The organism is Paraburkholderia phytofirmans (genome assembly GCF_046028095.1).
GTDB lineage: Bacteria > Pseudomonadota > Gammaproteobacteria > Burkholderiales > Burkholderiaceae > Paraburkholderia > Paraburkholderia phytofirmans_A.
Genome location: NZ_JAQQDJ010000005.1, coordinates 247,917 through 259,666, shown reverse-complemented (window position 1 = coordinate 259,666; position 11,750 = coordinate 247,917). Strand labels below are relative to the sequence as shown.

11 protein-coding genes are annotated in these 11,750 nt (G+C 64.6%); 8 read left to right on the top strand and 3 right to left on the bottom strand.

Annotated features, from left to right (window positions below; translation table 11 throughout):
- Window positions 1–22: 22 nt before the first annotated feature.
- Window positions 23–2,107 carry a 3-hydroxyacyl-CoA dehydrogenase NAD-binding domain-containing protein gene (locus PQR54_RS16970; RefSeq protein ID WP_408247604.1) on the top strand — a complete coding sequence of 695 codons (2,085 nt, stop codon included), beginning with the start codon at window positions 23–25 and terminating at the stop codon, window positions 2,105–2,107.
- An 88-nt stretch (window positions 2,108–2,195) separates the two neighbouring features.
- Window positions 2,196–3,374: an acetyl-CoA C-acyltransferase gene (locus PQR54_RS16965; protein WP_408247602.1), complete on the top strand. Its 1,179-nt coding sequence runs from the start codon at window positions 2,196–2,198 to the stop codon at window positions 3,372–3,374.
- A 116-nt stretch (window positions 3,375–3,490) separates the two neighbouring features.
- Here PQR54_RS16965 and PQR54_RS16960 read toward each other — a convergent pair whose 3' ends face one another.
- Window positions 3,491–3,994 (bottom strand): LEA/WHy family protein, encoded by a 504-nt coding sequence (locus PQR54_RS16960; protein ID WP_408247600.1) that lies wholly within the window; start codon window positions 3,992–3,994, stop codon window positions 3,491–3,493.
- Between the two features lie 70 nt (window positions 3,995–4,064).
- Window positions 4,065–4,439, bottom strand: a complete 375-nt coding sequence (locus tag PQR54_RS16955; RefSeq protein WP_408247598.1) for a cupin domain-containing protein — start codon at window positions 4,437–4,439, stop codon at window positions 4,065–4,067.
- Between the two features lie 178 nt (window positions 4,440–4,617).
- Here PQR54_RS16955 and PQR54_RS16950 point away from each other — a divergent pair, with 178 nt between their 5' ends.
- The 6 genes from PQR54_RS16950 (at window position 4,618) to PQR54_RS16925 (ending at window position 10,773) form a co-directional block, all read left to right on the top strand.
- Window positions 4,618–6,114 (top strand): aminotransferase-like domain-containing protein, encoded by a 1,497-nt coding sequence (locus PQR54_RS16950; protein WP_408247596.1) that lies wholly within the window; start codon window positions 4,618–4,620, stop codon window positions 6,112–6,114.
- Between the two features lie 249 nt (window positions 6,115–6,363).
- Window positions 6,364–6,753 carry a hypothetical protein gene (locus PQR54_RS16945; protein WP_012432939.1) on the top strand — a complete coding sequence of 130 codons (390 nt, stop codon included), beginning with the start codon at window positions 6,364–6,366 and terminating at the stop codon, window positions 6,751–6,753.
- Window positions 6,754–7,151: 398 nt separating this feature from the next.
- A complete protein-coding gene (locus PQR54_RS16940) occupies window positions 7,152–7,637 on the top strand; it encodes a PaaI family thioesterase (protein WP_012432940.1) in 486 nt (161 codons plus the stop codon).
- Between the two features lie 139 nt (window positions 7,638–7,776).
- Window positions 7,777–8,775, top strand: a complete 999-nt coding sequence (locus PQR54_RS16935) for an NADP-dependent oxidoreductase (protein ID WP_408247594.1) — start codon at window positions 7,777–7,779, stop codon at window positions 8,773–8,775.
- Between the two features lie 58 nt (window positions 8,776–8,833).
- Window positions 8,834–9,730, top strand: a complete 897-nt coding sequence (locus PQR54_RS16930; RefSeq protein WP_408247592.1) for an SDR family oxidoreductase — start codon at window positions 8,834–8,836, stop codon at window positions 9,728–9,730.
- Window positions 9,731–9,813: 83 nt separating this feature from the next.
- Complete coding sequence (locus PQR54_RS16925) at window positions 9,814–10,773, top strand: alpha/beta hydrolase (protein WP_408247590.1); 960 nt, start codon at window positions 9,814–9,816, stop codon at window positions 10,771–10,773.
- Window positions 10,774–10,872: 99 nt separating this feature from the next.
- Here PQR54_RS16925 and PQR54_RS16920 read toward each other — a convergent pair whose 3' ends face one another.
- On the bottom strand, window positions 10,873–11,727 hold the full coding sequence (locus tag PQR54_RS16920) for an NRDE family protein (protein WP_408247588.1): 855 nt from the start codon (window positions 11,725–11,727) through the stop codon (window positions 10,873–10,875).
- Between the last annotated feature and the right edge of the window lie 23 nt (window positions 11,728–11,750).

Here is an 11,750-nt window from a genome sequence, read left to right as displayed (position 1 = left end):
TGGATCGCATGGAGGCAGGCAGATGGCAGTGGACTACACAACTCATGACGGCGTGGCCGTCATCACGCTGAACAATCCTCCCGTGAATGGCCTCGGCCTGTCGACGCGAGCGGGTATCGTCGAAGGGATCGAGCGCGCGCAGAACGATCCGGCCATCAAGGCCATCGTGCTGACCGGCGCAGGCAAGGCCTTCTCGGGCGGCGCCGACATCACCGAATTCAATACGCCGAAAGCGAGCCAGGAGCCGACGCTCGCCACCGTCATCAAAACCGTGGAAGGCAGCGCGAAGCCCGTGGTCGCGGCGATTCACAGCGTCGCGATGGGCGGCGGCCTGGAGCTGGCGCTCGGCGCGCATTACCGCATTGCCGCACCCGGCGCGCAGATCGCGCTGCCGGAAGTGAAGCTCGGCATTCTGCCAGGCGCGGGTGGCACGCAGCGTCTGCCGCGCGCCATTGGTCTCGAAGCGGCGCTCAACATGATCGTCTCCGGTGCGCCCGTCATGTCGGAAAAGCTCGTTGATTCCGGCCTGTTCGATGAACTCGCGCAGAGCGATCTGGCCGAAGCAGCGCTGGCGTTCGCCCGCAAGGTCGGCGCGAAGCAAGGCCCGCATCCCAAGGTGCGCGACCGCAAGATCGAGCATCCGAATGCCGCCGGCTTCATCCAGTTCGCGCGCAATACCGTCGCCACGATGGCGAAGAATTTCCCCGCGCCGCTGAAATGCATCGACGCGGTGGAAGCGGGCGTGCAGAAGGGTTTCGACAAAGGTCTCGCCTTCGAACGCGAATGCTTCATGGCGCTCGTGCAGACGCCGGAAAGCCACGCACTGCGTCATGCGTTCTTCGGCGAACGCGCGGCGAGCAAGATTCCCGATGTGCCGTCGGACACGCCGGTGCGCGATATCAGCCAGGTGGCCGTGATCGGCGCGGGCACGATGGGCGGCGGCATCGCGATGAATTTCATCAACGCGGGCGTTCCGGTCACGCTGCTGGAAACGAAACAGGAAGCGCTCGACCGCGGCCTCGCCACGATTCGCAAGAACTACGAAGCGACCGTCAAGAAGGGCAAGCTCAAGCCTGAAGCGCTCGAACAGCGCATGGCGCTGATCACGCCCACGCTTTCCTACGACTACCTGAAAAACGCCGACCTGATCGTCGAAGCGGTGTTCGAAGAACTTGGCGTGAAAGAGCAGGTGTTCAAGCGTCTCGACGAAGTGGCAAAGCAAGGCGCGATTCTCGCCTCGAACACGTCGACGCTCGACGTCGACAAGATCGCGGCTTTCACGAAGCGTCCGCAGGACGTGGTCGGCATGCACTTCTTCAGCCCGGCCAATGTGATGAAGCTGCTCGAAGTAGTGCGCGGCAAGGAGACGGCGAAAGACGTGCTCGCCACCGTCATGAAGCTCGCCAGGAAGATCAAAAAGACCGCCGTGGTCTCGGGCGTGTGCGACGGCTTTATCGGCAACCGGATGATCGAACAGTACATCCGCCAGGCGCTCTTCATGCTCGAAGAAGGCGCGCTGCCCGCGCAGGTCGACAAAGCGATCGAGAAGTTCGGCTTCGCAATGGGTCCGTTCCGCATGAGCGACCTGGCCGGCAATGACATCGGCTGGGCGATCCGCAAGCGCCGTTATCTGGAACAACCCGACCTGCATTACTCGAAGATCGCGGATCGTCTCTGCGAGACGGGGCGCTTCGGCCAGAAGACCGGCGGCGGCTGGTACGACTACAAGGCGGGCGACCGCACCGCGTATCCGTCGAAAGTGGTCGACGACATGATCGTCGCGTTCTCGAAGGAAACCAACACCGAGCGCCGCAAGATCGGCGACGAGGAAATCGTCGAGCGACTCGTGTTCGCTTTGGTCAACGAAGGCGCGAAGATTCTCGAAGAAGGCATTGCGTCGAAGGCGTCGGACATCGACATGGTCTATCTGACCGGCTACGGCTTCCCGCTGTATCGCGGCGGCCCGATGCTGTACGCGGACACGGTCGGCCTCTACAACGTCGAGCGCGCGATTCGCCGCTATGCGGCGCGGCCGAACGGCGATGCGTGGCAATTGGCGCCGAGCATCGCGGAACTGGCGGCGAAGAGCCGTGGGTTCAACGGCTGAACTACAGCGCGAGTGAATTGACTGAGGTGGCGCTGTGCGGCGAATCGCCCGCGCGCCAGCATCGACATCTGGAAGTAGGAGAGCATGCATGACTGACGCCGTAATCGTATCAACCGCCCGTACGGGCCTCGCCAAATCATGGCGTGGCGGTTTCAACATGACGCACGGCGCGACGCTCGGCGGCCACGTGACGCAGGCCGCCGTCGAGCGCGCGAAGCTCGACCCGGCGCGTGTCGAAGACGTGATCATGGGCTGTGCCAATCCGGAAGGCGCGACCGGCATGAACATCGCGCGGCAGATCGCACTGCGCGCCGGTTTGCCGGTCAGCGTGCCGGGCATGACGGTGAACCGTTTCTGTTCATCGGGATTGCAAACTATCGCGCTGGCCGCGCAACGCGTGATCGCCGGTGAAGGCGACGTGTTCGTGGCCGGTGGTGTGGAATCCATCTCGTGCGTGCAGAACGAGATGAACCACCACATGCTGACCGAAGGCTGGCTCAGCCAGAACAAGCCGGAAATCTACTGGTCGATGCTGCAGACCGCGGAGAACGTCGCGAAACGCTATTCGATCTCGAAGGAACGCCAGGACGAATACGGCGCGCGTTCGCAGCAGCGCGCCGCGGCCGCGCTCGAAGCCGGCAAGTTCAAGGAAGAGATCGTCCCGTTGACGGTGCTCGCCGGCGTCGCCGACAAAGCGAGCGGACGTCTCTTCACGAAAGAAGTGACGGTTAGCGGCGACGAAGGCATTCGCGCCGACACCACGCTCGAAGGCGTGTCGAAGATTCGCACCGCGCTGCCGGGCGGTGTCATCACCGCGGGCAATGCGAGCCAGTTCTCGGATGGCGCGTCGGCTTGCGTGGTGATGAACGCGAAGGTCGCCGAGCGCGAGGGCCTGCAACCGCTCGGCATTTTCCGCGGCTTTGCGGTGGCCGGTTGCGAGCCGGACGAGATGGGCATCGGCCCGGTGTTCGCGGTGCCTAAGCTGCTCAAGCAGGCGGGTCTGAAGGTCGAGGACATCGATCTGTGGGAACTGAACGAAGCGTTCGCCGTGCAGGTGCTGTATTGCGCCGACAAGCTCGGTATTCCGCAAGACCGTCTGAACGTGAACGGCGGCGCGATCGCGGTCGGCCATCCGTATGGCGTGTCGGGCGCGCGGCTGACCGGCCATGCGCTGATCGAGGGCAAGCGGCGCGGCGCGAAGCTGGTTGTCGTGACCATGTGCATCGGCGGCGGGCAGGGCGCGGCGGGTTTGTTCGAAGTGGTGTGATCCGGCTCGAACGGTAGCGAACGGCGGGTGCCGTGTGGTTCGGCGCGTGAGAGCGCGTGAATCATGCGGCACCCGTTTCTATTCGCGCGTGGTGCAGGCTAACCCGATGACCCGCATCAAGGCAAAGCCATGCCGGACGACGGCAGGCTCAAGCTGCCCTGATCGATGAATCGCGTCGTGCCCGTCAGTCCACCCGCGAGCTTGCCGCGCAGAATGTACGGAATCTGTCCCGACTGGGTGGCGCCCGCGAAGGCAAAGGCCTGGCGGACCGCGGCGAAAGCGGGCACGGTCAACGGTACATTGACGACCGTTTCGCCGTAGCGCGGCACCGTGCCGACCTGATCGCTCACACCGCTCGCGAACGGCTTGCCGTTCAGTTCGAGATCGAGCGACACGCCGTTGAAGCTGACCGTGGAATCGTTGGGATTCTGCACGCGCAGTTTCACGTTGAAGCGCATTTCGAGGCCCTGGCTGTCGATCGGTTCGATGCCGGCCACGTTCACGCGCACCGGGTCTGCGCCGAACAGGCCGGCGCAACCGTTGAGCGTCAGCGCGACGATGGCGAGGAACGCAGCCAGACGAACGGAACGGCCAGGCAGCAGCGCGCGAAAGAAGGACATGACCTGCACCTCGCAAGAAGCGGCTTCGGTCATGCATTGTACCGGGCCGTGTCGTGCGCGAAGCGGCGTTTCAGACCGCGCGCCGCAGCCGTGTTTTGACGAGACTAGCCAGATGCTGCAGCGCTTCACGAATCGGACCGCGCCCGTCCTTCAGCGCGCGCCACGGTTGCACGACGAACGCAGCAGCATTCGCCTGCGCCGCGCTGATCGACACGACGCCGCGCTGCGGCGTCACGAAACATTCGCCTTCGTGCAACGTGATCGACGTCACCGGCACGGCGTCGCCCAGCCACGCGAGCGAGTGATCGCGGAACTCGAGTTGCAGATCGCCTTCCACTGCCACGATCGAGGTGCGGGCGCGCAAGTCGTGCACCGCCATCTGACCGGCAGTGAGGCGAGCAGCGGTGCCGCGTGCCGGACCAAAGCGGGATTGACAGGCTGACATGGCCGTTTCCTTTAAAGTGTTTCCATGCCATACAGCTTATTGAGTCCGTTCACGTGGCAACAGCCGCAGCCATCGACAATGTGAACCGGTACAGCAACGCGTTTCAATGCGCTGTATCGGTTGGAATCGAACGAATGTGTATCTGTCGCGCCGCGCGAACTGTCCGCACTATCGGTTCATGACTCAATCCATCCTGACCCGGCAGGCGGCGCCTGCGGACCGGCTGCCGGATAGCCAGCCTCTGTATCGGCAATTGGCTGATCAATACCGCCGCGCGATCGGCAGCGGCGTGCTGCGTCCAGGCGACCGCATGCCGTCGATGCGCGCCTTCATGCAGCGCCACGGCGTCAGCCTCGCCACGGCCACCGAGAGCTACCGCGTGCTGGAGCGCGACGCGCTGATCGATGCCCGGCCGCGCGCCGGTTACTTCGTGCGCGTGCCGCCCACCGCGGCGTTGCCGGCCGCGTCCGAGCCCGACCTGGCGACGCTGCCGGGCGCCGCGCAGTTCGTCGGTATTCACTCGGTGATTTCCTCGATCGTGTCGACGTTCCAGCGCTATCCGGACGCGCTGAATCTGGGCGGCGCGACGGCGTCCCCCGATCTTTATCCGACCGACGCATTGCAGAAAGCCGCGCTGCGCGCCTTGCGCAAGCGGCCCACCTTGCTGACCGCCGCCGGACACGATCAGGGCGATCCGGCCTTGCGCGCGATCATTGCGCGCCGCGCGCTCGACGCCGGCATCCAGATCGGCGCTGACGACATCATCATGACTCACGGCGGCATCGAAGCCGTGAACCTCGCATTGCGGGCGGTGACGCAACCGGGCGACACCGTCGCGGTCGAATCGCCGTCTTTTTTCGGGCTGCTGCAGGCGCTCGAAAGCCTTGGCTTGCGCGCGCTCGAAATTCCGGCCAGCCCGACCACCGGCCTCGCCATCGAAGCGCTGGCGTTCGCGCTGCACACGCATCCCGACATCAAGGCCGTGGTCGTGGTGCCGAACCTGCAGAATCCGCTCGGCAGCGTGATGCCCGACACGCACAAGGCGCGGCTCGTCGAACTGTGCGCGAAAGCCGGCATTCCGCTGATCGAAGACGATCCGTATCGCGAGCTGGCCGACACCGCGCAGCCGCCCAAATCGCTGAAGGCGTGGGACACCGACGGCACCGTGATTCACTGCACGTCGTTCAACAAGGTGCTGGCGCCCGGCATGCGGGTCGGCTGGATCAACGGCGGCCGCTGGCATCCGCGCATCGGCATGCTGAAGTTCGCGCAGTCGCGGCACAACGAACAACTGTCGCAAGTCGTGCTCGCCGAATTCCTGGAAACGAACGCCTATGAACGGCACTTGCGGCGTCTGCGTGACCGCTTGCGGCTTCAGCGCGAACGGATGGCCGCGGCGATCGCCACCTCGTTTCCCGACGGCACGCGTTTCACGCCGCCGAGCGGCGGGATGTTTTTCTGGATCGAATTGCCGCGTGACATGTCATCCACGGTGTTCTTCAAGGCCGCACTGGACGACGGCATTCGCGTGATGCCGGGGACGGTGTTTTCGAATGGCGGGCGCTTCGATCATTTCATCCGGCTCAGTTCGCCGAGCACGGATCTCGATCTGGCCGACGAAGCCGTGCGCAGGCTGGGGCGGCTGGCCGCGCGAATGGCGGCTCACTCGAATTGATGCGATGCAGCGCCGATGTATAAGTGCTTGAAGAAGCACGTTACTTTGATCATCGTTGATGAATCGTCTGCCGGCAGCGGCTCGTGGCAAGGCGTCGCGGAAACTGGCAAGGCACTCTGAGTGGCATCTTCCTGGCATTAGCAATCCGGTCATGTGCTGATTGCTGACCGGCTGCTTCTAGCAGATCGTTTCTTGAAGGCAATGCCGATCTGCCCCGCGTTACCACTCGAAGATCACCACGGAGACGATATGCCATTCATTTGTGAAAATGTCGAGTGCCGAGCTGTACTTGCCCGCAAACAGGTCAAACCGAATCGGGACCACAATTCGTTTTATTTCTATTGCCCCGACTGCAACACGCGAAACGAGCTGATCGACGTCGGTGCTGCCGGCGGTCCCCTGGAGCTGATTCAACCCGTGCGGCAAGGACTCCCGCACAAGGTGGTCGCAACAGCGCGGCCTCTCGAGGACGGAAGATACGCGGCGCAGTTGAGTATCCAGAAAGCGCTTGGCATCAAGGGGCCGTTTGCGGCGGAAGAGCGTTGGGACCAGTTGGGCGTTTTCCCCGATCCACAAGACGCCGTCAGCTACGCGAAGACCACCGCGGCGGATTGGCTGGGCGCTGACTTTAGCCACTAACACATGCCGAACGGATCGGCGTCGCGCTCGCGCGCCGATCCTGAAGGTTGGTGTGTGAGCGTCTCGTAGGCTTCTTCTAATTCACTGCCGACGCGGCCTGAACCCGATTCACTTTGTGGCCATCCCGGATCGGACCGCGCCAGCCCAGCCGGTCGTTTTGACCCGACAGACGCGATCGATTCGCAGAGCGCATTGCTCGCGAGCGAGCCTTCATCCGCATCGCCGGCGGCCCATTTCTGCCGGCCCGAACCTCCCGATAAAACTCCACCAGACGCGTAAGTTTGATAGGCTTGCTGTTTGCCTTGGCCGATGGGCAAGCTCGAACAAAACGCTGGAGCTTCCCCACGCGCCCCGCAGCAATTTCATGAACGTACCGACCACACAATCCGCAAACAGCCATGACCGATTCGCCCTCATCTAACGCGAGTACTGCGTCCATGCCAGAGAGCCCGTTCGTCGACCGGCTCGGCGCGCAGCTTCTGTCGGCCGCGGACGGCGCCAGCGAAGTCGTGCTGCCGCTGCGGCACGATCATATGAACACGTGGGACGTCGCCCACGGCGGCGTCACGATGACGCTCGCCGACATCGCGCTTGCCATGGCCGCGCGCAGTCTGGCCGGCGACGGCGTCGGCGTCGTCACGGTCGAGATGAAGGTCAACTTCATGCAGCCGGGCCGCGGCGAATTGCGCGCGAGCGCTCGCGTGCTGCACCGCTCCACCACCATGGCCTATTGCGAAGGCGAGATCCGCGACAGCGAAGGCCACTTCGTCGCCAAGGCGCTCGGCACCTTCAAGTACATGCGGCGCCTCGCCGTCGGGCGCGACATCACGCAACAGCGCTTGCGCAGCGACCCGTCGGCGAAACCCGGTCCTAGCGACGGCTGAGCGCAAGCTTGCGAACCGCGCGCGCATCTGAACCAGACGCGCGCGCGGTTGCTCACTTCGCAAACTCCGTTCAAATCATTCGCCGACTTATTCGCCGATTCATTCGCCGATTCATCGGCAACTCATGGAGACGATCGTCATGCCCCAGATCAACCGTCAACTCGTGCTGGCGTCGCGCCCACAAGGCGCCGTGACGCCCGATAATTTCCGCCTCGTCGAAACACCGCTCGCTCCGCTGGCCGACGGCGAATTGCGCGTGCGCAATCACTACCTGTCACTCGATCCGTACATGCGCGGCCGCATGAACGACAGCAAGTCGTACGCGGCGCCGCAACCGCTGAACGAAGTGATGATCGGCGGCACGGTCGGCGAAGTGGTGGAGTCGAAGAATCCGAAGTTCGCGGTCGGCGACAAGGTCGTCGCGATGTTCGGCTGGCAGGAATACGGCACCTCGAACGGAGCTGGTGTGCAGAAAGTCGACGACACGCATGTGCCCTTGTCGGCCTATCTCGGCCCGGTGGGTATGCCGGGTGTCACAGCGTGGTACGGGCTGAACCGCATCATCGCGCCGAAAGCGGGCGAGACGGTGGTGGTCAGCGCGGCGAGCGGCGCGGTGGGCAGCGTGGTCGGTCAACTGGCGAAGCTGGCCGGCGCGCGCGCGGTCGGCATCGCGGGCGGCGCGGACAAGTGCCGCTATGTAACGGAGACGCTCGGCTTCGACGCCTGCGTCGATTACAAGGCCGGCAATCTCTATCAGGACCTCAAGGCCGTGACGCCGAATGGCGTGGATGGCTACTTCGAGAACGTCGGCGGCGCAGTGCTCGACGCGACGCTCGCGCGCATGAACGCGTTCGGCCGGATCGCGCTGTGCGGGTTTATCGCGGGCTACGACGGCGAGCCGATGCCGCTCAAGCATCCGTCGCTGATGCTCACGCAGCGTCTGCTCGTGCAAGGCTTTATCGTCAGCGAGCATATGGACGTGTGGCCCGAGGCGCTCAAGCAACTCGGCACGCTGGTCGCGCAAAAGAAGCTGGAGTATCGCGAAACCATCGCGCAAGGACTCGAAGCCGCGCCCGAGGCGTTCATCGGCCTGCTCAAAGGCAAGAACTTCGGCAAGCAACTCGTCAAGCTGATCTGATCGCGCCGGCGCTCAAGCGAATCACACAGCACGCCGAGCAAACCAGGGGAGTCAAACGATGTTCGAATTCGCAGGCAAGGTGGCGGTGATCACCGGTGCGGCGAGCGGTTTCGGCCGCGCGTTCGCGCAGAAGGGCGCATCGCTCGGCATGAAGCTCGTGCTCGCCGACGTCAATCCCGACGCGCTCGCGCAAACCGTCGAGGCCTTGCGTGCCGGTGGCGCCGAGGCGATCGGCGTGGCCACGGATGTCGCCAGCGCGGCGCAGGTCGAAGCGCTCGCGCAAGCGGCGCTCGACGCCTACGGCCGCGTGCATCTGCTGTTCAACAATGCGGGCGTGGGCTCGGGCGGCTTCCTGTGGGAAAGCTCGGCGAACGACTGGTCGTGGGTGTTCGGCGTGAACGTGATGGGCGTCGCGCACGGCGTGCGGGTCTTCACGCCGATCATGCTGGCGCAAAACGAGCCGGCGCATATCGTCAACACGGCGTCCGTCGCGGGACTGCTGTCGCCGCCCGCGATGGGCATCTACAACGCGTCGAAGCATGCCGTGGTATCGCTCACCGAAACGCTGTATCACGACCTGCAGTTGGCGCAAGCCGGCCAGGCGGAAGCGGAAGCGGGTGGCCTGGTCGGCTGTTCGCTGCTGTGCCCGGCCTTCGTGCCGACCGGCATCGCCGATGCGGAACGCGCGCGCCCCGCGGACCTGCGCAACGACAGCGGACCGACGCGCTCGCAGATCGCCGCGGGCAAGCAACTGCAGCGTGCCGTGCAATCGGGCAAGCTGAATGCCGGCGATGTCGCCGACATCACCTTCGAAGCGATCGCCGCGCGGCGTTTCTATATCGTCACGCATCCCGGCATCATGGCGACGGTGAAGCTGCGGCACGAGGACATCGAACAGTTGCGCAATCCGACCGACCCCATGTCGCTCAAGCCGGAAGTGAAGAACGCCGGCTAGGCGCGAGTCTCATCGCATCGCCGGCGCGTTGTCGCGCCGGTTTCTTTTTAAACCTTCGGCGCTCATGCGCCATCAGACGTACCATGCCGCTGAATCCGAAGATCGAGCAGGTGCTCGACATGATCGCGCGGGCCAAACGCCCGAAGCTTCACGAAATGACCGCGCAGGACGCGCGGGCTTCGTACGAAAAAAGCGCGCCGATTCTGGAGATCGCGAGCGCGCCGATGTTCGCGCTCGAAGACCTGCGCATCCCGACACGCGACGGCGCGACGATTCGCGTGCGTCTTTATCAGGCGGTCGAGCCGAGCTGGGCCGTGCCCGCGCCGGCGTTGGTGTACTTCCACGGCGGCGGCTTCACGGTGGGCAGCGTCGATACGCACGATGCGCTGTGCCGCATGTTCGCGCGCGACGGTCAGTGCACGGTGTTGTCGGTGGATTACCGGCTCGCGCCGGAGCACAAATTTCCCACCGCCGTCGACGACGCGTTCGACGCCTTGACCTGGTTGCATACGCACGCCGCGGAATTCGGCGTGGATGCGAGCCGGCTCGCGGTGGGCGGCGATAGCGCGGGAGGCACATTGGCCGCGGTCTGCGCGGTTTTCGCACGGGACGCCGGCATCGAGCTCGCCTTGCAATTACTGATCTATCCGGGCACGACCGGCTATCAGCAAACCGATTCGCACTCGCGTCTCGCCGACGGTTTTCTGTTGTCGGGCGACACGATCCAGTGGTTCTTCGAGCAATACGTACGCGATACGGGCGATCGCGACGACTGGCGTTTCGCGCCGCTCGACGGTCAGCGTGGCGCGCCCGATTTCAGCGGCGTTGCGCCGGCGTGGATCGCTACCGCCGAATACGATCCCTTGAGCGACGAAGGCGATGCCTACGCGGAGAAATTGCGTGCCGCGGGGAATGCGGCCACGCTCAGGCGCTATCCGGGCATGATCCACGAATTCTTCAAGATGGGTGGTTATGTACCGGAGGTCGCGGAGGCGCACGCGGATGCCGCCGCGGCATTGCGCGCGGCGTTCGGCGTGGATTGAGCGCGGTTTGTCAGGAAGTTAGCGGCGCAGGTTGGTGGTTAGCGCTGATGTCGAGCGGCAAACGGCAACCGCAAACCGCAAACCGCGGCCCAACGATCATCACTCCATCTCTCGTTCGATATTAAAAGCGAAGCTGCGCTCGAAGTCGCCGGGCCGCACGATACGGTGGGAGCCGTTGTCGTCGCTACGCTCGGCGACGGCCACGCTGATCACTTCGCCGTGCGCGGCCACGCGCAACGCGGTCGTGCCGCGCGTGCCGTACTCCGGCGTTTCGATAAACGCCGCCGACAAGGCCCGTTCCCGTTCGAGCGGAATGCCGGTGGACGGCAACTCGTCGTCGCGCGCGAGGCGCGGATCGCGCATCAGATCGATCAGGCTTTCGAGCGGCGGCATCGCGTCGCGCGTGAGCAGCGTGCCCAGTTCGGCGCGCTTTTTCACCAGCTTCGGCCACGCGGTATCGAGCACCGCGTTCGAGATGCCGTGCGTGCCCGGTGCGAGCAGCGCGGGCGCGAGGTTGCCGCGGTTGCCGCGGTTGCAATACCAGGCGAGTTCACGGCGCGTCCAGTCGCCCACCAGCAGATTGAACCCGTTGTAGATGTCGCCGGTTTGCGCGACGTGTTGCAGGTACGCGAGCGGCGTATCGTGCGGATTTCCCGTTGCATCACGCGTGGCGGCGCTCAGCCAGTCGCTGACGAGCGTGCCGCGGGTCGGCGCGTCGGCGCGCATTTCATGCGGCGCGCGGTAATTGGTCAGCGCGGCGAAGCGGCCGTCGCGCGACATGCCGAGCCACGTGCCGCCGCCTTGAAGATCGCGGCCGGCCAGCACGCCCGGCGCGTCCTGCCACCAGCTGATCGGTTCGGCGGTGCGGCGAAAGAATTCGTCGCGATTCGCGGCGAGCGTGAAGAGCGGGCCGTCGACCGCATCGGGTCGCCAGTCGAAGACGATCAGGCACATCGGGGGGCATCTCCCGGTGGGGG

What these genes read in the sequence shown, in the direction of transcription:
- PQR54_RS16970 (WP_408247604.1), top strand. Translation starts at nt 23, where the DNA reads ATGGCAGTGGACTACACAACTCATGACGGCGTGGCCGTCATCACGCTG.
- PQR54_RS16965 (WP_408247602.1), top strand. Translation starts at nt 2,196, where the DNA reads ATGACTGACGCCGTAATCGTATCAACCGCCCGTACGGGCCTCGCCAAA.
- PQR54_RS16960 (WP_408247600.1), bottom strand. Translation starts at nt 3,994, where the DNA reads ATGTCCTTCTTTCGCGCGCTGCTGCCTGGCCGTTCCGTTCGTCTGGCT.
- PQR54_RS16955 (WP_408247598.1), bottom strand. Translation starts at nt 4,439, where the DNA reads ATGTCAGCCTGTCAATCCCGCTTTGGTCCGGCACGCGGCACCGCTGCT.
- PQR54_RS16950 (WP_408247596.1), top strand. Translation starts at nt 4,618, where the DNA reads ATGACTCAATCCATCCTGACCCGGCAGGCGGCGCCTGCGGACCGGCTG.
- PQR54_RS16945 (WP_012432939.1), top strand. Translation starts at nt 6,364, where the DNA reads ATGCCATTCATTTGTGAAAATGTCGAGTGCCGAGCTGTACTTGCCCGC.
- PQR54_RS16940 (WP_012432940.1), top strand. Translation starts at nt 7,152, where the DNA reads ATGACCGATTCGCCCTCATCTAACGCGAGTACTGCGTCCATGCCAGAG.
- PQR54_RS16935 (WP_408247594.1), top strand. Translation starts at nt 7,777, where the DNA reads ATGCCCCAGATCAACCGTCAACTCGTGCTGGCGTCGCGCCCACAAGGC.
- PQR54_RS16930 (WP_408247592.1), top strand. Translation starts at nt 8,834, where the DNA reads ATGTTCGAATTCGCAGGCAAGGTGGCGGTGATCACCGGTGCGGCGAGC.
- PQR54_RS16925 (WP_408247590.1), top strand. Translation starts at nt 9,814, where the DNA reads ATGCCGCTGAATCCGAAGATCGAGCAGGTGCTCGACATGATCGCGCGG.
- PQR54_RS16920 (WP_408247588.1), bottom strand. Translation starts at nt 11,727, where the DNA reads ATGTGCCTGATCGTCTTCGACTGGCGACCCGATGCGGTCGACGGCCCG.